This is a genomic window from Wolbachia endosymbiont of Listronotus oregonensis, assembly GCF_031205055.1.
Classification (GTDB): Bacteria; Pseudomonadota; Alphaproteobacteria; order Rickettsiales; family Anaplasmataceae; genus Wolbachia.
Genome location: NZ_CP102118.1, coordinates 294,280 through 316,636, shown reverse-complemented (window position 1 = coordinate 316,636; position 22,357 = coordinate 294,280). Strand labels below are relative to the sequence as shown.

The following is a 22,357-nucleotide window of genomic DNA, read 5'->3' as shown; positions in this document are numbered from 1 at the left end:
GTTTACCAAGTTGTTGTACCATCTTCATTGTCAGAAATTGTAACCCCCATTTGTTTCAACTGATCCCTTATTTTGTCTGCAGTATCGTAATTTTTATTTTTTTTTGCAATTTTTCTTAAGTCTATCAACCTTTCTATTTCTTGATGATTTACATCCACAGCAAACCACTCTTGATAACTTGACTCAAGAAGACCAATAAATCTGGCACTCTTAACAAAACTCTCAGTTAATTTAAGCTTTTCACTTTCATTACTCATTTTGTTAATTTTTGCAGCCATTTCATGCAGTATAGCTAGAGCTTCAGGAATGTTTAAGTCGTTTTTTAAAGCGTCTATAAAATCTTTAGAAATCTCTGCGTTACTTTCATCAATATTCGTTGTATCTAAGCCACGTAATAACCGATAAAATTTATTTAAGGTTTCCTGTGCATCAGAAATAACGTTTTCTGTCCAATCAAGTGGTTTTCTGTAGTGAGTTTTGAGCAGTGCATAGCGTATTACTTCACCCTTTATTCCACTATCTAGCAAATCTCTTACTTTGACTATATTAAATAAGGACTTGCTCATTTTTTCTTCACTTACTGTAAGAAAGCCGTTGTGTATCCAGTATTTTGCAAACATTGATCCAGCAAATGCAGACTTACTCTGTGCAATTTCATTTTCATGGTGAGGAAATTGTAAATCTATGCCGCCACCATGAATATCAAAATCTTTGCCAAGATAAGCATATGACATTGCTGAGCATTCTATATGCCATCCAGGCCTGCCCTCTCCCCATGGGCTATTCCAATAACTTGAAAGTTTGTAGTCAATATCACTTGCAGGCTTCCACAGTACAAAATCTCCAGGGTGCTTTTTATTTTCATTAACTTCAACTCTGCTACCTGGAACCAATTCATCAGTTTTTTTTCCTGATAAAGCACCATATTCATGGTAAGATTCTATATTAAAATACACGTGTTTGTCAGACTCGTAAGCGTGGCCTGATTGCAGTAAATGTTCAATTAATTCTATAATATAATCTACGTTTTCCGTTGCTTTTGGTTCGTGTGTTGGCTCTTTACAATTTATGCTTTCCATATCATCATGAAAAGCTTTAATGTAATATGTGGTTATACTTTCTATGTTGCTATTTTTCTCACTTGCTGCATTGATTATCTTATCATCAATGTCGGTTATGTTACGCACATAGGTAACTTTGCCATAACAAAACTTAAGTAGCTGAAATAACACATCATACACAACAACAGACCGTGCATTGCCTATATGTGCTGTGTCATATACTGTTGGTCCGCAAACATACATTTTCACATGATCTTTATCGATTGGTGTAAAAAGTTCCTTTTTTTTGTTAAGGTGTTGTAAAGCCTAACCATATACGAAGCTTTTGAGAAAAGAAAATGCCCCAATGATAAGTTGTGGCCCTTTGACTACTACAACAAGAGTAAGCAATAGTCCGCACAATGATATTAAAACTCCCAATATGGATAGAAACCCATCTTTACTCATAATACCAAGTGAAATAAGAGTCGTACCAATTGCAGGAATAAAGTTGGTAAGAGGTAATGGAAGAGCTATTGATAATGCACAAAGCAACATTACAAAAGCTAAAATTTTTTCGCCAGGCCCATAGAAAATAAAAGACATTCTTGGCTTCATGAATTTTTCTATTTTTCTTAATGCTGGAGAAGTTTTCTCCACCACAAGAGCTAGTGTTGAACGTTGAAAAGATCTTCTTTCTAGCCAACTGGGCATCCAAGGAGAATCAAATCCAAATAGAAGCTGCAGTGAGAATAAGATTAAAGGTATAGAAAGAATAGTTGTATAACCAGGTGGAACCGGTATAGGCACCGATAGTGGCAAGGAGAAGATGATTATTAAAATACCAAAACCGCGCTCATGCAAAGCTGTTTTAATATCGAACAAAGTTACTTTATCGCTATCATTGTTATTGGTATCTGCAACCTCTTTTAGAATATCAGAAGCTAGTTTATCACTTTTAGTCAACTTATCATTTTGTGACACGAAAAACCCTTGATAAAAGTAATTCTTAACACAATTATTGTTTTATTTCAATATGCATATTCATTTCGCGCTAGTACTTCATTCTTTTGTTAAAGTGTTGTAAAGCTTTTAAGAAGAGAAAGTGCTCCGGTTATAAGTTGTGGTCCTTTGACTATTACAACAAGAGTAAGCAACAACGCACACAATGACACTAAAACTCCCAATATGGATAGAAACCCGTCTTTACTCATAATACCAAGTGAAATAAGAGTTGTGCCAATTGCAGGAAGGAAGTGAGTAAAAGGTAATGGAAGAGCTATTATTATTGCACAAAGCAACATCATAAAAGCCAGAATCTTCTCACCAGGCCCATAGAAAATGAAAGATAGTCTTGGCTTCATGAATTTTTCTATTTTTTCTAATACAGGGGAAGTTTTCTCTACCACAAGAGCTAGTGTTGAACGCTGAAAAGACCTTCTTTCTAGCCAACTGGGCATCCAAGGAGAATCAAATCCAAATAGAAGCTGCAGTGAGAATAAGATTAAAGGTATAGAAAGAATAGTTGTATAACCAGGTGGAACCGGTATAGGCACCGATAGCGGCAAGGAGAAGATGATTATTAAAATACCAAAACCGCGCTCATGCAAAGCTGTTTTAATGTCAAACAAAGTTACTTTATCGCTATCATTGTTATTGGTATCTGCAACCTCTTTTAGAATATCAGAAGCTAGTTTTTTATCTTTAGTTAGTTTCTCACTTTTTTGCACAATTATCCTTTAATCAAACTATTCCTTTTAAACTAACGTAATTATTGCTGTATTTCAATATACATTTATTATTGTTAATTGTTAGAGTTAAAGTACAATCGTAATTTTGTCATTATACTTGCAGTTGGTGCAAATGAAGTTGTTTGTTACAGCATCAATGCAATACAGTTTTCCTTGCGTGTTTTTTGGGTTACACGCAAGGGTTAAACTACCTATAAAAAAAAGTTATAGTATATCATTAGTATCTGACTGTGAATAATGACTTTCGTCACTTAATGGATCAGAATACAATGAACTCTGTGATAATTCGATAGATTCACTTTCTTCTTCTGTGCCCCATATCCATGATATAAAACTTCTAAAAATAGATGCAATAGATGAAAATACACCAGGTTCACTCGTTTGTGTAGATTGACTTTCTTCTGTGTTATCATCTAGCTTAGCGGTTTCTTTTTGCACTTCTCTTTTTTCTCTATAGAGTTCTTTGTTATTATATAGTGTATCTCCTTCTGTTTCCTCTTCCTCCACTATATTTGTTTTTTTATCATCTTCATTGCTTTCTCTAAGCTCTAATGCCTTGTTATGAGCTGGATTTTCATATTCTTCAGTTTGATATTCTTTTATCTCTCCACTATCTATATCTTTTTTGTTTTCTTTTTCTACTTGACTCCCAATTAAATTTCCAACTAATTCAGGGTCTAATGAATTCTTCATACTTGTTAATAGCTCATTTTGGAACACATGGCCCAGCTCATGACCTAAAACAAAGTCCATACCGGCAAATTTGTATACTACTATCGCTTTACCATCAGTTGCACCATAAGCATTATCTGCGTCAATGCCAGCTAATTCATTATATTTCTGGTAATCATTCTTGTTGTTAAAAACATTAACTTCTAAATTTAAAGTTGTTTCAGGTTTGTTTACATCAAACAATTTTTTAAAATTTTCATAAGCAGCATGAATGTCCTTTTGAATTTGGAACTTCTCTTGTGATGACATGTCATCATACCTTATATTATATTTTATACCTTCATCTTGGAATGAAAATACTTTTGGTAATACTTCCTCTATAGTTTCTGGTGCTTTGTCAAAGATCTTTGACTCTGAAGGCTTATATATCTTATTAAAGAATTTTGGTATACATTGTTCTCTAATGTTATATATATGATTCCCATCCATATCACGAACTTCATAATTGTATACAGGATTTGAGTTATTTTTGATTAATTGAAACTTTTGTCCATTAGTGTTAATACCTATTTTACCATTATAATCTTCAGAATAGTTTTTGTATTGTTGATTGTTATTTTTACTCATTTTCGTACCTCACTATTTAAATAAATTTACTCTTACATTATCAGTATAGTATGTATAAAAATTTATTAATAATAATGATTGTATTTTTAAATTTTCACTACAAGACTTGTTTGTATGCTATATAAAGTGACCGCGAAAATTTCTATAAAGCATTTTAACAATATTAGAAAAATTATGAATTCAGAGGAAGGTGAAGCAGACGCAACAGCTTAAGCGGAAAGATTGAAAAATAATTGATGCTTTAAGTGAGTAACACGCACCTTAGTGCGTGTCACGAAGTATGAGGACGCTAACGATCTGGTTCATTAGACGATAATTTTTCTGAGTCCTTAAGCTCCTGTTTAAGGTTTTTGATGCCTTTTCCTAAATCACCCATAACTTGCGGTAATCTGCCTGCACCAAACAGAACTAAAATTATTATTAAGACTAGAAACAATTGCCATGGTCCTAAACTCATTTTCACCTCCATTTAAAATATTGACCTTTAAATATTAAAACTTGACTGAAGTCAAGTAACACATAGATTATATCACCTTTATTTAATTATAAATCAAGGTTTTTTAATTATTTTATAACAATTCCAAATTAGATTGTTTTCTTGCAGCGAATAAGTGGAAACTTTTCGCTTAACTATAGAGTAGAGGAGAGCTCACTAAAAAACTTTGCTAGCGTATCATCTTTAGGCCTATGGTATATATCGCTAGAAACTCCTGATTGAATAATTTTACCATTTTTCATTACGTAGATAAAATCTGCAACTTTCAATGCTTCTTGCGGGTCATGAGTTACCATTAGCACAGGGATATTTTTACTTCTAAAAAGGGACAATATATGTTGTCTTATTCGGCACTTGAGCAGTATATCCAAATTAGAAAATGGTTCATCTAACAACACAACATCAGGGTTTTGTGCCATCACTCTTGCTATTGCAACTAATTGTTGCTGTCCTCCAGATAAGGCGTTAGGGTACATATTTTCATATTTTTCTATATTGAGTAACTTCAAGATTTCCAATGCAATTAGGTGCTTTTCTCTCTTGGAAGAGCTGCGGATAGCAAAGGTTATATTTTCTACTACTGTTTTGTGAGGAAATAATGCAGAATGCTGAAAAATCAATCCGATATTTCTATGCTCTATAGCGACTGATGCCTTATTGCTTGCAACTAACCTATCATTTATAAAAATAGTTCCAGATTTTGGATTTTCTATCCCTGCAATTAATTTCAAAATTGTTGACTTGCCACAGCCAGAATGCCCCAATAAACATGCAACACTTCCTTTTTTTACTTTAATGTTTATATTGCTTAAAGCAAAGTCGTCTTGATTGTTATAGAAATAACCAATGTTGTTAACTAGCATTAATCTTACTTAAACCATGTTATTAAATATAATAGCATTATACTCAAGAAGTACAGAAATGTTTCTTGTCGTCATAAATTGGTTATGCAAGAAATCTAGAAAAGAGAAGGATTTTTTGCTATAACTTTACATAAATGGTAGGAAACACGGGACTATAGCTCAGCAGGATAGAGCGTTGGACTCCTAATCCGAAGGTCGTGCGTTCGAATCGCACTAGTCCCACCACATTGCTTCACAAATTTCATGGAGATTTTTTTTCACAAATACACACACCTATTCCAGTGTCAAGCACTGGAATGACAAGTTCTTGGTAACCCCTACGTCATACCGCCGCGGTATCTCTTAGCATAGATCCCGCTAACAAGCAGCGGGATGACGAGGTTATCGTCATGCCACCGCGAACCGTCATACCGCCACGAACCGTCATACCGCGATTCATTCGCGGTATCTCTTAGCATAGATCCCGCTAACACGTAGCGGGATACTTGACCTTTACAGGGATGACGGTTGTCGTTTAGTTATAAATATTTAAGAAATTTACCAGGCAGAAAAAAAAGGCAAAGAACTCCCGTGGTGCGAGTTTTGACCCTATAATAATTTAAACTGGCGCTGTAATAATGTGCTAACGCTTAAAATAAGCGCGATTTGGCTGAATGTAGAAAAAATAAAAAAGACATGCAGCCGCTATAATTTTATGTAATCCGCCAAAAAATACCCTAAGTTTTTTACTGAATTTTGTCATTGAGCCTGCAGGTCAAAAACAAGTTTTGAGTCATAAATACCCTTACTATCATAATAAGGGGGCTGGCGGAGTTTGTCAAGGAAGTTTTTTGTTTCTACTGAATGACAGTTGTGGCTTGGGAGGTAGTGCAAGAAGTCTACTGATGGCTTTCAAAGCAGTTGAGCTTAATTATTAGAGTAGTAATGTTTATTTTTATATTGACTATTGAGGTTTATTATTTTATAACTAAAAACTTAGTTATTTTAATGAGCTTGAATTTATAACATATGCCTACGATAAATCAATTAATACGTAAGGGTAGATTAGGATTGACCCATAAGAAAAAGGTACCAGCTTTGGGAGAAAGCAACCCTCAAAGGAGGGGTGTTTGCACTAAGGTGTATACTACAACTCCTAGGAAGCCTAACTCAGCACTCCGTAAAGTAGCCAGAGTAAAAATTAGTGGGTATGGTGAAGTGACAGCTTATATACCTGGTGAAGGTCATAATTTACAAGAGCATTCTGTTGTTTTGATACGTGGTGGGCGGGTTAAAGATTTGCCAGGTGTGCGTTATCACATAATAAGAGGTGCCCTTGATCTGCGTGGCGTGCAAAATCGAAAGAAAGCTCGTTCAAAATATGGTGTAAAGAAATCTGGTTAAAATTTATGGCTCGTCGGAATAAAGCAAAAAAAAGAGAAATAAGTCCTGATTCGCGTTATGGCAGTGTTTTGCTGATGCGTTTCATTAATACAATCATGAAATGTGGTAAAAAATCTACTGCAGAAAAGATTATCTATGACGCTTTGTCTTTAGCTGAAAAGAAAATAGGCGAAGGTGGGTTATCAATTTTTGAAACAGCGGTAGGAAATGTTACTCCTTCTATAGAAGTGCGTTCTCGACGCATTGGTGGTGCAACTTATCAAGTGCCTGTTGAAGTTCGACAAGATAGAGCGATTTCTTTAGCGTTAAGGTGGATTGCTAAAGCAACTTCTGCTGCTCGAAAAAGAGTGGAAAAACCACTGTTGATTGTTTGCAATCTGAAATACTGGATGCTTATAATAAACGCGGTGGTGCGTTTAAGATGTGCGAAGAAAAATATAAAATGGCTGAGGCTAATAAGGCATTTTCTCATCTTCGTTTTTAATGTTAGCTAATTAATTGTGATATGGAAATTGGGATATCTAAATACAGAAATATAGGAATAATGGCTCACATAGATGCTGGTAAGACTACCACAACAGAGCGTATTTTATTTTATACTGGTAAGCAAAATAGAATTGGTGAAGTGCACGATGGGGCAGCTTCTATGGATTGGATGGAGCAGGAAAAAGAGCGTGGTATTACAATCACATCTGCTGCAACAACATGTTTTTGGAATGATCATAGGGTCAATATAATAGACACTCCAGGTCACGTTGATTTCACTATTGAAGTTGAGAGATCTTTAAGGGTTTTGGATGGTGCAGTTGCTGTATTTGATGGAGTTGCTGGAGTTGAACCTCAATCTGAAACAGTTTGGCGTCAAGCTGATAAATATAGCGTTCCTCGTATCTGCTTTGTTAATAAGATGGATAGAATAGGGGCAAATTTTTATCGATGTGTTGATATGATAAAGACGAAGCTTGGTGCAGCACCTTTAGTCATTCAGTTGCCAATAGGAAGTGAGAAAGATTTCAAAGGTATAATTGACCTTATTTCTATGAAAGCCATTATATGGCAAGAAGAAACGTTGGGTGCTAAATTTTCTTATGAAGATATTCCTTCTGATTTGCTTGACAAGGCTCAAGAATATCGAAATCTTTTATTAGATGCTGCAGCTGAGATGGATGATGAAGCGATGAATACTTACTTTGAGTCTAATGATCTGCCAGTAGATTTACTGAAAAAATGCGTGAGAAATGGAACCATCAAAGGAAAATTTGTTCCTGTATTATGTGGATCAGCTTTTAAAAATAAAGGCGTACAACCACTTTTAGATGGTGTGGTTGACTTTTTACCTTCTCCTATTGATGTTGATGTAATTGTTGGAACTGATCCTAAAGATTCAGAAAAGAAAATTGAGATCAAACCTTCAGAAAAAGAGAAATTCGTTGCTCTTGCGTTTAAAGTGATGACGGATAAGTTTGTAGGCAGCTTGACGTTTATTCGTATTTATTCCGGTAAGTTAAAATCCAAATCCGCTGTGTTAAATGCGGAAAAAATGAGACTGAAGGAATTGGCAGAATGCTGCTTATGCATGCAAATAACAGAGAAGATATAAACGAAGCTAAAGTTGGCGATATAGTTGCCTTAGTTGGATTAAAGAGAACAATTACTGGTGACACTTTATGTTCACCTGATTTTCCTATATTATTAGAGCGTATGGAATTTCCTGAGCCTGTTATTGAAATTGCTGTGGAACCTAAAACTACTTCAGATCAGGAAAAATTAGGTGTTGCTTTAAATAGATTGGTTGCAGAAGATCCTTCTTTAAGAATGTCAGTAAATGCGGAGAGTGGACAGACTATATTGAAAGGCATGGGTGAGCTGCATCTTGAGATTATTGTTGATAGAATGAAGCGCGAGTTTAACGTTGAAGCTAACGTCGGTGCGCCTCAAGTTGCATATCGTGAAACTATCACTAAATCTGTTGAAATTGATTATACTCATAAAAAACAGTCCGGCGGTGCTGGCCAATTTGCAAAAGTAAAGATTATATTTGAACCTCTTGAGCCTGGTTCTGGGTTTCAATTTGAAAGTAAAATTGTAGGTGGTGCAATTCCAAAAGAATATATTCCTGGTGTACAAAATGGTTTAGAGTTGATAAAAGAAGGAGGCATGATCTCTGGTTTTCCGGTTATTGATTTTAAGGCTACCCTTATTGATGGTGCTTTTCATGAAGTTGATTCTAGTCCTTTAGCTTTTGAACTTGCTGCTAAAGGTGCTTTTAAAGAGATGGCAAATAAAGCTGGTTCAAAAATGTTAGAACCTATAATGAAAGTTGAAATCATTACGCCTGAAGAGTATATGGGCGATATCATGGGCGATGTAAATAGCAGAAGGGGGCAAGTTTCAAGTATGGAAACGCATAATAGTAGCACTATAATTCTTGCTTTCGTACCTCTTGCGAATATGTTTGGTTATATAAATGTTTTGCGTTCTATATCTCAGGGAAGAGCTCAGTATAGTATGCATTTTTCTTATTATGAACAAGTACCACAATATGTGGTTGATGAGTTAAAGTTAAAGTATAATTAAGGGTAATAATTATGACAGCAGTAGTGGAAGCATTTGGAAAGCCGCATGTAAATGTGGGAACAATAGGACATGTGGATCATGGGAAGACAACGTTAACAGCGGCGATAACAAAGCATTATGGAAATTTTGTAGCGTACGATCAGATAGATAAGGCGCCAGAAGAAAGGAAAAGGGGGATAACGATAGCAACAGCGCATGTTGAGTATCAGACGGAAAAAAGGCATTATGCACACGTTGATTGTCCTGGACATGCTGACTATGTAAAGAACATGATAGTAGGTGCAGCACAGATGGATGCGGCGATATTGGTAGTGTCGGGGGTTGATGGGCCAATGCCACAAACGAGAGAGCATATATTGCTAGCGAAGCAGGTAGGTGTTGGATATATCGTGGTGTATATAAATAAAGCTGATGTTGCTGATGCTGATATGATAGATTTGGTAGAAATGGAAGTGAGGGAATTGCTGAATAAATACGGATTTCCAGGGGATGAAGTGCCTGTGGTAGTGGGGTCTGCATTGAAAGCGCTGGAGGATGACAGTAGCGAATATGGAAAGAAATCAATAGATAAATTGATGGAAAAGTTAGATGAGTATGTGGCAGTTCCACCAAGGCCTGTGGATTTACCATTTTTATTGCCAATCGAGGATGTATTTTCGATATCGGGGCGAGGAACGGTGGTAACAGGAAGGATAGAGAAGGGAGAAATAAAGACGGGAGAAGAGATAGAGATAATAGGTCTGAAAGCGACGCAAAAGACGATATGCACAGGTGTAGAAATGTTTAAGAAGTTGCTGGATAAGGGGAGTGCAGGACTCAATGTAGGAATATTGTTAAGAGGAACAAAAAGAGAAGAAGTGGAGAGAGGGCAAGTATTAGCAAAACCGGGGACGATAACGCCGCATAGAAAGTTTAGGGCGGAGGTTTATATATTAAAGAAAGAGGAAGGAGGAAGGCATACACCATTTTTTGCGGATTACCAGCCACAGTTTTATTTAAGGACAACGGATGTAACCGGGAGCATAAAATTGCTAGATGGGAAGGAGATGGTAATGCCAGGAGATAATGTGAGTGTAGAAGTAGAATTGCAAGTACCGATAGCAATGGATAAGGGATTGCGTTTTGCGATAAGAGAAGGCGGTAGAACTGTTGGTTCTGGTGTTGTTTCTGAAATTTTGGAGTGAGAGTTTGAGTTATAGGAGTGTAGCTCAATTGGTAGAGCGCTGGTCTCCAAAACCAGAGGTTGTAGGTTCAATTCCTATCGCTCCTGCATTAATGTTGTGGTGAAAATGTTAAAAAGTTTGTGTGTTTTTTTCTATGATATAAAGCAAGAAATACGAAGAATTGCTTGGGTAAAGAAACAGGAGGTGTTGTCATCTCTATTTGTTGTGATGATTGTTATATTATGCTTTTCGATTTTCTTCTGTTTTGTGGATTTTATGTCTCTTTACGTAATTAAGGCTTTATTTGGAATTATTTATGGAATGTGAATATAAATGGTATATCATTAGAGTTGATTATGGATATGAGCAAAATATACGCGAATTGGTAAGTAATGCTGTTTATTTTAAGGAAGTGTTTATTCCTTATCAAACGGTATGTAATTCAAAGTCTGATATAAAAGAGTTATGTGAAGTGTATGTATATATGCATCTATGTGATGAAAGCAAAAATATTTTGAATCAAACGCCTGGATTCTGCAGTGGCGAATCTGGTGATTTTGAGATGATTTCAGATGATGAGATAAGTTTAAAGTGTAAAGAATTTAATAGATATAAATGGTATATCTTGAGAGTTGCTTCCAATTGTGAAGAGAAAGTGCGCCAACATATATTGGAAAATTCTATGAGATTGAGTGTTAATGGTTACTTTAAGGAAGTTTTTATTCCATATGAAGAGCTAAGTGAAGTAGAGTTGAAATCTAAGAAAATTGCTACACGAAGGAAATGCTTTCCTGGTTATGTCTTTTTATACGTGAATTTATGCGATGAAGTATTGAATTTTATCAATAATATACCAAAATCTCTTAAGGTTTATGGATTTTTGAAAAATGGTAATATTCCAAAGGTGATTTTGGATGATGAGATTCACTCAATGTGTAATGCACTTTATAATGCTCAAGAGACAAAGAAGTTAGGTTATGGTTATGAAAAAGGTGAAAAAGTGAAAATTAATGATGGTCTTTTTCAAAATTTTACTGGTAAGGTAAATATGGTAAACGATGAGAAAAAAATTATTAATGTGGAAGTATCAATTTTAGGTAAGCCGACAATAATAGAGCTTGATCTGGCTCAAGTAGAGAAAATAGAGGATTAATTATGAGTGTTATAGTTGCTAAGATTAACTTACTTATGGAAGCTGGGAAAGCAATTCCAGGACCGAAAATTGCTTCAGTACTTGGTCCACGTGGTATACCTGTTCCTAAGTTTTGTGAAGCTTTTAATAAAGTTACTAGCGCTGCTAACGCTAATTATAAAGTAGGCGATTTAGTAACAGTGCGAATTTCCATAAAGGATGATCGCTCTCATGATTTTACTGTCAGCGGTCCACCTGTGGCTTATTTACTTAAGCAGGAGGCTAAATTAAGTAAAAGTTCTGGTAATCCTGGTAAAGAATTAGTGGCTAAATTACCTATGTCTGCTATAATTAAAGTGGCAAAGTGCAAGATGGTTGATATGAAAGTGGATAATGAAGATTCAGCAGTGAAAATGGTTGTAGGCACTGCAAAATCTATGGGTATAGAAGTTGTGGAAGGTTAGGTAAATGAATACATATAATGATAATCCTAAGCAGTGTTTGAAGAAGATTATTGAGTCTGCTTCAGCAAAATTTAATGAATCAGTTGATATTGCAGTCAATTTAGGCGTAGATTCACGTAAATCTGAAGAGCAGGTGCGTGGTACAGTAGTTTTGCCTAAAGGTATCGGGAAGAATATTAAAGTAGCTGTTTTCGCTCAAGATAAACATTTATTAGAAGCTGAAAAAGCTGGTGCTGATATTGCAGGAGGAGAGGATTTAGTTGAAGAAATAAAAAAGGGTAGAAAATTAGATGTTGATTGGTGCATTACTACTCCTGATTTTATGGCAAAAATCACTCCTATTGCAAAAATATTGGGTGCTAAAGGGCTGATGCCTAACCCTAAATTTGGTACTGTGACTTCTAACATTGCAGAAGCTATTAAAACCATTAAGTCTGGTCAGATAAAATTTAGAACAGATAAAAATGGTGTTATTCATGGTAAATTAGGAAATATTAAATTTGATATTGATGACTTGCTAGAAAATTTAAAAGCCTTTCTTAAAGTAATTAAAGATAATAAACCTATTTCTGCGAAAGGAATTTACTTTAAGGGTGTTTTTTTAAATTCAACTATGGGTGAAGCTTATAAGATAAGCAAAGTGGAAGATATAATTTAAGGGAGTGATACCGTGAAGCGTAAAAATAAGGATGAATTTATACAGAGCACAATAAACGTATTTGTAAATAATGATTTCTTGATATTAGTAAATTTTAAATCTATAAATGCTAATGATTCATTAACTCTGAGGAATAGCCTGAAGTCTATAGCAGGTGGGGTATTAGTAGTTAAAAACACTCTAGCGCGCTTGGCTTTGGAAAGGACTGGTAAATTTTCTTATTTATCAGGCAAATTTTCTGGTTCTGTTGCTATTATATACTCTAGTGGCATAGTAGAAGCTGCAAAGTTAATAGTTGATTTTATTAATGCTAACAAAGAAAAAATGTCTGTGATTTGCGCGGCTCATATAAATGAATTGTTAACAGTGGAAGATGTTAATAAACTGGCTAAGTTGCCTTCTTTGGATGAGTTGCGTGTTAAAATTATGCGTTTAATATCTTATGATATTCCTGCTCGATTGGCGTTGTCTATTAATTCATCTTCTATGAGGCTTATGAGAGTTTTGGATTATTATAGTTCTAAAAAATAAATTTGTTGTTAAGTAAGGTGGTAATTATGAGTAATGTAACAAGTGATTTGGTTGATAAAATATTATCTTTAAACCTATTAGAGGCTTCTGAACTTGTAAAAGTTCTAGAAGAGAAAATAGGGTTGCCTGCTGGTTCTTTTCTTGGTGGGGCTGTTGGTGCTGGGGCGCCTATTAGTGATAATGCTGCTGCTCCTGCTGCTCAAGAAAAAGCTGAGTATAAAGTTGTGATTAAAGAAATTGATGCGAGTAAAAAAATAGGAGTTATTAAAGCTGTGAGAGAAGTTAATTCTACATTGGGTTTAAAAGAAGCAAAAGAGTTGGTTGAATCTTTACCTAAAGATTTAACTGCTAATGTTCCTAAAGACGAAGCAGAAAAAATCAAGCAAAAACTTATTGAAGCAGGAGCAACTAAAGTGGAGCTTGAATAATATTTAATGTATTAATTTTATATTGATATAGCTCTTTTAATTAGTTTGGGGTATTTTAATGGTTGATTCTTCTTATATGTACGCTTCTGGTGCTTTTGTCCCTAGAGTTTCTTATTCTAGGTCGATTGATTTAAAAGATTCTTTATTGGATTTGGTTAAGGTTCAAAAAGAATCGTATGATTCATTTGCTCCTAAGAATAAGGGTAATGAAAGACTTGAAGTTATCTTTCATACAATCTTTCCAATAAATGATCCTTTGCGTAGGGCTACTATTGAGTTTATAAGTTGTAGGGTAGATGATCCTAAGTATGATGAATCTGAGTGTATAAAGCGTGGTGTAACTTTTTCTGCTCAGGTTATTGCTTCTATACGTCTTGTTGTTATGCAGGATGGTATTTCTCTTGATGAATATAAATCGATTAAAGAGAGTGGAGATCATTCTAAACTTGCAACCGTTGTAAAATCTATAGAAGAGCAGGAAGTCCACTTTTGTGGGTTGCCTATGATGACTGATAAGGGCACTTTCATCATTAATGGTGTAGAAAAAGTTATTGTCTCACAAATGCATAGGTCTCCTGGTGTATTTTTTGATAGCGATAAGGGAAAAACTTACAATTCTGGTAAATTGATCTATTCTGCTAGAATTATTCCTTATAGGGGTTCTTGGCTTGATATTGAATTTGATGTTAAAGACCATTTGTATTTTCGTGTTGATAGAAAAAGAAAATTGCCAATCTCAGTTTTGTTAAAGGCGTTAGGTCTATCAAATAATGATATACTCGATAGATTTTATGAGAAAATAAAGTATGTAAAACATAAAGATGGTTGGAAAGTGCCTTTTGTTCCTGATAAATTTAAAGGAGTGAGGTTGCCTTTCGACTTAATGGATATTGAAGGTAATGTGCTGCTTAAAGCTAACGTTCGTATCACCTCAAGACTAGCTAAAAAGCTATATGATAATGAATTGAAAGAGTATCTGGTTCCTTTTAATTCTATATGTGGTTTATTCCTCGCAGAAGATTTAATGGATAGTGCTAGCTCTACGAAAATTTTATCTGCTGGTGAATCTATAAAGCTGGAAGACATAAAGAAGCTTGAGTTATTGTCTGTGGATGAAATATCAGTATTGAACATAGATAATGTATCTGTTGGACCTTATATATTAAATACGCTTTTCTTAGACGAAAACATGTCTTATCAGGATGCGCTATATGAAATATATAGAGTTTTGCGTCCTGGTGAAGTTCCTGTTTTAGAGATAGTAGAGGAGTTTTTCCGTAATCTTTTCTTCAGTCCGGAATATTATGATTTGTCTAACATTGGTAGGTTGAAGCTTAACTCTTACCTTGGATTAAATTATGATGAGGATTTAACTGTTTTAACGTATGAAGATATTATTGAAATTGTAAAAAAAATAGTATTGTTACGTGACGGTCAAGGATCTGTAGATGATATTGATCATTTAGGAAACAGAAGAGTAAGATCAGTTGGAGAGTTTATAGAAAATCAATTTAGAACTGGGTTGTTGAAATTGGAACGCGCAATAGTTGATTCTATGTCCACTTCTAGTTTAGATAAAGTTTCTCCATCTGATTTTATTAATCCAAAAGTGTTAACTAATGTCTTAAGAGATTTCTTCAATTCTTCTCAATTATCTCAATTTATGGATCAGACTAATCCGTTATCTGAAATAACACATAAAAGAAGGTTGTCCGCGTTAGGTCCTGGCGGTTTAACAAGAGAACGGGCAGGATTTGAAGTGCGTGATGTTCATCCAACTCATTATGGAAGAATTTGCCCTATTGAGACTCCTGAAGGGCAAAACATAGGGTTAATCAACAGTTTAGCTATATACGCGCGTATTGATAAATATGGTTTCATTGAAAGTCCTTATAGAAAAGTAGTTAATAGGGTTGTTACTGATCAAATTGAGTATCTGTCTGCCATAGATGAAGGTTTATATTATATAGCTGATACCAGCGCAAAGCTCGATGAAAATAATTGCTTTGTTGATGATATGCTATACTGTAGATATGCTAGTAGTTTCATTATGGTAAGTAGTGATCAGGTGAGTTACATTGACGTATCTCCTAAGCAGGTAATATCAGTTGCGGCTTCCTTGATTCCATTTTTAGAAAATGATGATGCTAATAGAGCATTAATGGGCTCAAATATGCAACGTCAGGCCGTACCTTTATTGAAGCCTACCGCTCCTCTGGTTGCTACTGGTATGGAGTCTTTTGTAGCTTCTGGCTCTGGTGCTGTAGTTTTAGCAAAACGCGATGGCATAGTTGATAGTTCTGATAGTAACTCTATAGTTATACGTGCTTTTGATAAAGAAAGGGTTAACTACTTGGACGTAGATATTTATCATCTAAGGAAATTTCAGCGTTCTAACCATAATACTTGTATTAATCAAAGACCGCTAGTGTGCGTAGGTGATTATGTTAAAAAGGGTGATGTAATAGCTGATGGTCCTGCAATTAACAGTGGTGAGTTGGCGCTTGGTAAAAATTTGCTAGTCGCTTTTATGTCTTGGCAAGGTTATAATTTTGAAGACTCTATTATTATTTCTAGTGAAGTTGTTAAAAAAGATCTCTTTACTTCTATTCATATAGAAGAATTTGACTGTGTTGTACATGATACCCCTTTAGGATCAGAAAAAATAACTCGTGCTATACCTGGTGTTAATGAAGAAAATCTATATCACTTGGATGATAGTGGTATAGTGAAAATTGGTACAAGAGTTGGTCCAGGCTATATTCTGGTAGGTAAAGTTACACCTAAACCTTCTCTTTCATTGCCTCCTGAAACGAAGTTATTAATGACAATTTTTGGTGAAAAGTCATTCGATTGTGCAGATTCCTCTTTATATACATCTCCAGATGTTGAAGGGACAGTAATTGATGTACAAGTCTTTACACGCAGGGGGGTTGAAGAAAATGAAAGGGCATTACTCATCAAACAAAAAGAGGTAAATGACTTTGAGGAAGAGCGAGATTATATAATCAATGTTACTAGTGAATATTTCTATGATGAACTGAAGAAACTTCTTATTAATTCTGGTTCTCAAGATCGAGAAAAATTTGACTCTATTGAACGTGAGCAATGGTGGGGTATAGGATTAAAAAACCAACCCATTTCTGAGCAAGTTAAGAGCTTAAAAAAAGATTTTGATGAAAAAGTATCACATGCAATAGCACAGTTTAAGCGAAAAGTAGAAAAATTACATGAAGGTTATGACCTGCCTCAAGGTGTGTCGATGTCAGTAAAAGTTTTCATTGCTGTGAAACATAGTCTGCAACCAGGGGATAAAATGGCTGGTAGACATGGGAATAAAGGTGTGATCTCTCGAGTTGTGCCAGTGGAAGATATGCCTTATTTGGAAGATGGTACTCCTGTTGATATTATTCTTAACCCTCTTGGTGTTCCTTCACGAATGAATGTAGGGCAAATACTGGAAACGCATGTAGGTTGGGCTTGTAGAAAATTAGGGGAAAGGGTAAGTAATATTCTCGATGAGATCAATAAAATCAAAAGTGCTTTTTGCAAGGGAATTAGGTCCCTTAACGATGATAATTTTACACAATTTGCAGTAGCATACCTTGACAATAAAAAAATTGAAAATATTGATGATGATGAAATAATGGCTTCTGTTTTAAATACACCTAATAAAAATGCACTAAATGACGAGTTGAATGCGTTAGTAGAGAACTATTTGAACTCTTGTAAAAGTTCATACAGCAATTTACGTAATTTCCTGATTGAGGTTTATAGCTATGGTAGTAACGTATCTATCTGTAATGATATTCGTAATATTAGTGATAATAATCTCATTGAATTTGCACGTAAATTACGTGATGGCGTTCCTGTTGCTGCACCTGTATTTGAGGGTCCAAAAGATGAACAAATAGCAAAATTATTTGAACTTGCTGGTTTGGATAACTCTGGACAAGCTGTATTATATGACGGTTGCAGTGGTGAAAAATTCGACCGCAAGGTTACAGTTGGTTACATGTACATGCTTAAGTTGCACCACTTGGTTGATGGTAAAATTCATGCGCGTTCAGTAGGGCCTTATAGTTTGGTTACTCAACAACCTCTAGGAGGAAAATCTCATTTTGGTGGTCAGCGTTTTGGTGAAATGGAATGTTGGGCATTACAAGCCTATGGTGCTGCTTATACTTTGCAGGAAATGTTAACTGTGAAGTCTGATGATATTAATGGTAGAGTTAAGATTTACGAATCGATAATAAAAGGTGACAGTAATTTTGAATGTGGAATTCCTGAATCCTTTAATGTGATGATAAAAGAACTACGTTCTTTATGTTTAAATGTAGATTTAAAGCAAAATGATGTAGTGATTGAAGATATATCTCACACTAACATTGCACAACCTTTTAATGAGGTTAGCATATCGATTGCTAGCCCTGAAAGTATTAAGCGTATATCTTGTGGTGAGATAGAAGATGTTTCAACTGCAAATTATCGTACGTTCAAAGTTGAGAAAGGTGGATTATTTTGCCCTAAGGTTTTTGGCCCTGTCAATGACGATGAATGTTTATGTGGAAAATACAAAAAAAGAAGACACAGAGGTCACATATGTGAAAAATGCGGAGTAGAAGTTACATCTTCTAAAGTAAGAAGAGAAAGGATGGGTCATATAGAGCTTGCATCTCCTGTTGCTCATATATGGTTTTTGAAATCGCTTCCTTCAAGAATTGGAGCATTATTGGATATGTCTCTCAGAGATATTGAGAATATTTTATATAGCGATAATTATATCGTGATAGATCCTCTTGTTTCGCCTTTTGAAAAAGGTAAGATTATTAGTGAAAAAGCTTATAATGAAGCTAAAGATAGCTATGGGATCGATAGTTTTGTAGCTATGCAAGGTGTTGAAGCTATAAGAGAGTTGCTAACGCGCCTTGATTTACATGAAATTAGGAAGGATTTAAGACTAGAATTAGAGTCTGTTGCTTCTGAGATAAGAAGAAAGAAAATTATAAAGAGATTGCGTATTATTGAAAACTTCATTAAATCTGGAAATAGGCCTGAGTGGATGATACTTACAACTATACCTATTTTACCACCTGATTTGCGTCCTTTGGTATCGCTTGAAAGTGGTCGTCCTGCAGTTTCTGATCTGAATCATCATTATAGGACTATTATTAATAGAAATAACAGGTTGAGGAAATTGTTGAGCTTAAATCCTCCTGAGATTATGATTCGTAATGAAAAAAGGATGTTACAAGAAGCAGTTGATTCTCTTTTTGATAATAGTCGTCGTAATACTTTGGTAAACAAAGCTGGTGCTGTTGGATATAAAAAGTCCATTAGTGATATGTTAAAAGGAAAACAGGGTCGTTTTCGCCAGAACCTCTTAGGAAAAAGGGTAGACTACTCTGGACGTTCTGTAATAGTTGTTGGTCCAACTTTGAAACTAAATCAGTGTGGATTACCAAAAAGAATGGCTCTTGAACTATTCAAACCTTTTGTTTACTCAAAGCTTAAGATGTATGGTATGGCTCCAACTATTAAGTTTGCTAGTAAGTTGATAAGAGCAGAAAAACCAGAAGTTTGGGATATGCTTGAAGAGGTAATAAAAGAGCATCCTGTTTTGTTGAATAGAGCGCCTACGCTACATAGACTTGGTATTCAGGCTTTTGAGCCAATCCTTATTGAAGGCAAAGCAATACAGCTTCATCCGCTTGTCTGTACGGCGTTTAATGCTGATTTTGATGGTGACCAAATGGCAGTGCATGTGCCAATTTCATTGGAAGCTCAGCTTGAAGCTAGGGTGTTGATGATGTCCACTAATAACGTTTTAAGTCCTTCTAATGGCAGACCGATTATAGTTCCTAGTAAAGATATAGTACTTGGTATATATTATCTGACTTTACAAGAACCTAAGGAAGATAATTTACCATCTTTTGGTGCTTTTTGTGAAGTTGAGCATTCTTTGAGTGATGGTACTTTACATATTCATTCTAGTATAAAGTATAGGATGGAGTATATTAATAGCAGCGGTGAAACTCACTATAAAACTGTTTGTACAACTCCTGGCCGTTTAATATTATGGCAAATTTTTCCTAAGCATGAGAATCTAGGCTTCGATCTAATAAATCAGATATTAACAGTCAAGGAAATAACTGGTATAGTTGATTTAGTATATCGTAACTGTGGTCAAAGTGCTACAGTGGCATTTTCTGATAAATTAATGGTACTTGGCTTTGAGTATGCCACATTTTCTGGTGTTTCTTTTGGTCGTTGTGATCTGGTTATACCTGAAACTAAAGCTACACATGTTGATCACGCGAGGGGTGAAATTAAGAAATTCTCTATGCAATATCAAGATGGGCTAATAACTAGAAGTGAGAGGTATAACAAGGTTATAGATGAATGGTCTAAGTGTACGGATATGATAGCTAATGATATGTTAAAAGCAATATCTATATATGATGGAAATAGTAAGTACAACTCAGTGTATATGATGGTTAACTCTGGTGCAAGGGGTTCTACTTCACAGATGAAACAGCTAGCAGGAATGCGAGGGCTCATGACCAAACCTTCTGGTGAGATTATAGAAACACCTATAATTTCTAATTTCCGTGAAGGATTGAACGTATTTGAATACTTTAATTCTACTCACGGTGCGCGTAAAGGTTTAGCTGACACTGCGCTTAAAACTGCAAACTCTGGATACTTAACTCGTCGTTTAGTTGATGTGTCTCAAAATTGCATAGTTACAAAGCATGACTGTAAAACAAAAAATGGTCTTGTTGTGAGAGCTACAGTTGAAGGAAGTACTATAGTTGCATCTCTAGAGAGTGTTGTGCTGGGTAGAACATCTGCAAATGGTATATATAACCCAGTGACAAAAGAATTATTAGTAAAAGCAGGGGAATTAATTGATGAGGATAAAGTAAAGCAAATCAGCATTGCAGGTCTTGATGCTGTAAAAATTAGATCGCCTTTAACTTGTGAAATAAGTCCTGGTGTGTGTTCTTTGTGTTATGGAAGAGACCTTGCAACTGGTAAAATTGTTTCAATAGGTGAAGCAGTTGGTGTTATAGCTGCTCAATCTGTTGGAGAGCCAGGTACTCAGTTAACGATGCGTACTTTCCATATAGGTGGGGTAATGACTAGAGGCGTTGAATCCTCAAATATTATAGCTTCTATTAGTGCTAAAATAAAGTTAAACAATAGTAATATAATTATAGATAGAAACGGAAATAAAATTGTGATAAGCCGTTCCTGTGAAGTCGTGTTGGTTGATAGCCTTGGTAGTGAGAAGTTGAAGCATAGTGTACCTTACGGTGCTAAACTTTATGTGGATGAGAGTGGGTCAGTAAAAATTGGCGATAAAGTTGCGGAATGGGATCCTTATACATTGCCTATTATCACGGAGAAGACTGGTACAGTGTCTTATCAGGACTTAAAAGATGGAATTTCGATCACTGAAGTGATGGATGAATCTACAGGAATATCAAGCAAAGTAGTAAAAGACTGGAAATTGCATTCTGGTGGAGCTAGTTTACGTCCTCGTATTGTGCTGCTTGACGATAATGGTGAAGTAATGACACTCGCAAGTGGCGTTGAAGCATGTTATTTTATACCAATTGGTGCAGTGCTCAATGTACAAAATGGCCAGAAGGTTCATGCAGGTGATGTTATTACAAGAACACCAAGAGAGTCAGTTAAAACTCGTGATATTACTGGTGGTTTACCGAGGGTTATAGAGTTATTTGAAGCACGTCGTCCTAAAGAGCATGCTATTGTTAGTGAGATAGATGGCTATGTAGCGTTTTCTGAAAAAGACCGTAGAGGAAAACGCAGTATATTAATTAAACCTGTAGATGAACAAATTTCTCCAGTTGAATATTTGGTATCAAGAAGTAAGCATGTAATAGTCAATGAAGGTGATTTTGTACGTAAAGGTGATCTATTGATGGATGGTGACCCTGATCTCCATGATATTTTACGTGTGCTTGGGTTAGAAGCTTTAGCGCACTATATGATTTCTGAAATACAGCAAGTTTATAGATTGCAGGGTGTTCGTATAGACAACAAGCATTTAGAGGTGATCTTAAAACAAATGCTACAAAAAGTGGAAATTACTGATCCTGGTGATACTATGTACTTGGTTGGCGAAAGCATTGACAAGCTGGAAGTTGATAGGGAAAATGATGCTATGAGTAACTCTGGCAAACGGCCTGCTCATTATCTTCCTATTCTGCAGGGGATTACTAGGGCAAGTCTTGAAACTAGCTCCTTTATTTCTGCTGCTTCTTTCCAAGAGACAACAAAAGTACTTACAGAAGCAGCATTCTGCGGGAAGAGTGATCCTTTAAGTGGATTAAAAGAAAATGTTATAGTAGGAAGATTAATTCCTGCTGGTACAGGTTTGATTATGAATAAGATCAGAGCACTTTCACTTTGTGATAATATAGATAAATATGAAAAATATTTTGATATTGAAACTTATGACGAGAAATGGTTTATGGATAATAATTGTCATTTACACTCTGGTGAGGAAGAGAGCGTAGTGGCATATGATCAGTCGAATTGA

The 22,357-nt window shown here is 35.4% G+C and carries 16 protein-coding genes, 2 tRNA genes and 3 pseudogenes; 14 read left to right on the top strand and 7 right to left on the bottom strand.

Annotated features, from left to right (window positions below):
• Positions 1 to 2: 2 nt before the first annotated feature.
• The 3 genes and pseudogenes from cysS to NMD99_RS01615 form a co-directional block, all read right to left on the bottom strand.
• Positions 3 to 1,375, bottom strand: a pseudogene (gene cysS / locus NMD99_RS01625) (cysteine--tRNA ligase).
• Positions 1,368 to 2,024, bottom strand: coding sequence for an exopolysaccharide biosynthesis protein (locus NMD99_RS01620; RefSeq protein ID WP_264687737.1), 657 nt, complete (start codon positions 2,022 to 2,024; stop codon positions 1,368 to 1,370). The pseudogene cysS and the gene NMD99_RS01620 overlap by 8 nt, the downstream one beginning before the upstream one ends.
• An 89-nt stretch (positions 2,025 to 2,113) precedes the next feature.
• The gene (locus NMD99_RS01615) at positions 2,114 to 2,770 is read right to left on the bottom strand and encodes an exopolysaccharide biosynthesis protein (protein WP_264735898.1); all 657 of its coding nucleotides are present in this window, start codon (positions 2,768 to 2,770) and stop codon (positions 2,114 to 2,116) included.
• 78 nt (positions 2,771 to 2,848) lie between these two features.
• Here NMD99_RS01615 and NMD99_RS01610 point away from each other — a divergent pair, with 78 nt between their 5' ends.
• Entirely contained in the window at positions 2,849 to 2,977 is a 129-nt protein-coding gene (locus NMD99_RS01610) for a hypothetical protein (protein WP_309166532.1), read from the top strand.
• A gap of 18 nt (positions 2,978 to 2,995) precedes the next feature.
• Here the strand turns inward: NMD99_RS01610 and NMD99_RS01605 are convergent, their stop codons facing one another.
• The 3 genes from NMD99_RS01605 to NMD99_RS01595 all read right to left on the bottom strand — a co-directional run bounded on the left by NMD99_RS01605 (position 2,996) and on the right by NMD99_RS01595 (position 5,449).
• The gene (locus tag NMD99_RS01605; protein WP_253309409.1) at positions 2,996 to 4,090 is read right to left on the bottom strand and encodes a hypothetical protein; all 1,095 of its coding nucleotides are present in this window, start codon (positions 4,088 to 4,090) and stop codon (positions 2,996 to 2,998) included.
• A gap of 289 nt (positions 4,091 to 4,379) precedes the next feature.
• Positions 4,380 to 4,547 (bottom strand): twin-arginine translocase TatA, encoded by a 168-nt coding sequence (gene tatA, locus NMD99_RS01600; RefSeq protein WP_006013840.1) that lies wholly within the window; start codon positions 4,545 to 4,547, stop codon positions 4,380 to 4,382.
• 173 nt (positions 4,548 to 4,720) lie between these two features.
• Positions 4,721 to 5,449, bottom strand: coding sequence for an ABC transporter ATP-binding protein (locus NMD99_RS01595; protein WP_253309408.1), 729 nt, complete (start codon positions 5,447 to 5,449; stop codon positions 4,721 to 4,723).
• Positions 5,450 to 5,597: 148 nt separating this feature from the next.
• Here NMD99_RS01595 and NMD99_RS01590 point away from each other — a divergent pair.
• A tRNA-Arg gene (locus tag NMD99_RS01590) sits at positions 5,598 to 5,674 on the top strand.
• Between the two features lie 92 nt (positions 5,675 to 5,766).
• On the opposite strand, the gene NMD99_RS01585 is transcribed toward NMD99_RS01590, so the two are convergent.
• Positions 5,767 to 5,922: a hypothetical protein gene (locus NMD99_RS01585; protein ID WP_309166478.1), complete on the bottom strand. Its 156-nt coding sequence runs from the start codon at positions 5,920 to 5,922 to the stop codon at positions 5,767 to 5,769.
• 535 nt (positions 5,923 to 6,457) lie between these two features.
• Here NMD99_RS01585 and rpsL point away from each other — a divergent pair.
• The 12 genes and pseudogenes from rpsL to NMD99_RS01525 all read left to right on the top strand — a co-directional run bounded on the left by rpsL (position 6,458) and on the right by NMD99_RS01525 (position 22,357).
• Positions 6,458 to 6,832, top strand: a complete 375-nt coding sequence (rpsL, locus tag NMD99_RS01580; protein ID WP_006279787.1) for a 30S ribosomal protein S12 — start codon at positions 6,458 to 6,460, stop codon at positions 6,830 to 6,832.
• Positions 6,833 to 6,837: 5 nt separating this feature from the next.
• Positions 6,838 to 7,316 (top strand): annotated as a pseudogene (gene rpsG / locus NMD99_RS01575) (30S ribosomal protein S7).
• Positions 7,317 to 7,337: 21 nt separating this feature from the next.
• Positions 7,338 to 9,409: pseudogene (gene fusA / locus NMD99_RS01570) on the top strand (elongation factor G).
• Positions 9,410 to 9,420: 11 nt separating this feature from the next.
• On the top strand, positions 9,421 to 10,593 hold the full coding sequence (gene tuf / locus NMD99_RS01565) for an elongation factor Tu (protein WP_309166470.1): 1,173 nt from the start codon (positions 9,421 to 9,423) through the stop codon (positions 10,591 to 10,593).
• Between the two features lie 13 nt (positions 10,594 to 10,606).
• A tRNA-Trp gene (locus tag NMD99_RS01560) sits at positions 10,607 to 10,679 on the top strand.
• Positions 10,680 to 10,689: 10 nt separating this feature from the next.
• A complete protein-coding gene (secE, locus tag NMD99_RS01555; RefSeq protein WP_064125120.1) occupies positions 10,690 to 10,899 on the top strand; it encodes a preprotein translocase subunit SecE in 210 nt (69 codons plus the stop codon).
• Positions 10,889 to 11,725, top strand: coding sequence for a transcription termination/antitermination protein NusG (nusG, locus tag NMD99_RS01550; protein ID WP_309166466.1), 837 nt, complete (start codon positions 10,889 to 10,891; stop codon positions 11,723 to 11,725). Before secE ends, nusG begins: the two co-directional genes overlap by 11 nt.
• 2 nt (positions 11,726 to 11,727) lie before the next feature.
• Positions 11,728 to 12,168 carry a 50S ribosomal protein L11 gene (locus tag NMD99_RS01545; RefSeq protein WP_253307298.1) on the top strand — a complete coding sequence of 147 codons (441 nt, stop codon included), beginning with the start codon at positions 11,728 to 11,730 and terminating at the stop codon, positions 12,166 to 12,168.
• Positions 12,169 to 12,172: 4 nt separating this feature from the next.
• The gene (gene rplA / locus NMD99_RS01540) at positions 12,173 to 12,826 is read left to right on the top strand and encodes a 50S ribosomal protein L1 (RefSeq protein WP_253307299.1); all 654 of its coding nucleotides are present in this window, start codon (positions 12,173 to 12,175) and stop codon (positions 12,824 to 12,826) included.
• Positions 12,827 to 12,838: 12 nt separating this feature from the next.
• The gene (gene rplJ, locus NMD99_RS01535; RefSeq protein ID WP_253307300.1) at positions 12,839 to 13,357 is read left to right on the top strand and encodes a 50S ribosomal protein L10; all 519 of its coding nucleotides are present in this window, start codon (positions 12,839 to 12,841) and stop codon (positions 13,355 to 13,357) included.
• Positions 13,358 to 13,383: 26 nt separating this feature from the next.
• Complete coding sequence (gene rplL / locus NMD99_RS01530; protein WP_253307301.1) at positions 13,384 to 13,785, top strand: 50S ribosomal protein L7/L12; 402 nt, start codon at positions 13,384 to 13,386, stop codon at positions 13,783 to 13,785.
• Between the two features lie 58 nt (positions 13,786 to 13,843).
• A complete protein-coding gene (locus tag NMD99_RS01525) occupies positions 13,844 to 22,357 on the top strand; it encodes a DNA-directed RNA polymerase subunit beta/beta' (protein WP_309166464.1) in 8,514 nt (2,837 codons plus the stop codon).

Coding starts and splice junctions, on each gene's coding strand:
- nusG (WP_309166466.1), top strand. CDS start 10,889: ATGGAATGTGAATATAAATGGTATATCATTAGAGTTGATTATGGATAT.
- rplA (WP_253307299.1), top strand. CDS start 12,173: ATGAATACATATAATGATAATCCTAAGCAGTGTTTGAAGAAGATTATT.
- NMD99_RS01605 (WP_253309409.1), bottom strand. CDS start 4,090: ATGAGTAAAAATAACAATCAACAATACAAAAACTATTCTGAAGATTAT.
- NMD99_RS01525 (WP_309166464.1), top strand. CDS start 13,844: ATGGTTGATTCTTCTTATATGTACGCTTCTGGTGCTTTTGTCCCTAGA.
- tatA (WP_006013840.1), bottom strand. CDS start 4,547: ATGAGTTTAGGACCATGGCAATTGTTTCTAGTCTTAATAATAATTTTA.
- NMD99_RS01545 (WP_253307298.1), top strand. CDS start 11,728: ATGAGTGTTATAGTTGCTAAGATTAACTTACTTATGGAAGCTGGGAAA.
- tuf (WP_309166470.1), top strand. CDS start 9,421: ATGACAGCAGTAGTGGAAGCATTTGGAAAGCCGCATGTAAATGTGGGA.
- rplL (WP_253307301.1), top strand. CDS start 13,384: ATGAGTAATGTAACAAGTGATTTGGTTGATAAAATATTATCTTTAAAC.
- rpsL (WP_006279787.1), top strand. CDS start 6,458: ATGCCTACGATAAATCAATTAATACGTAAGGGTAGATTAGGATTGACC.
- NMD99_RS01595 (WP_253309408.1), bottom strand. CDS start 5,449: ATGCTAGTTAACAACATTGGTTATTTCTATAACAATCAAGACGACTTT.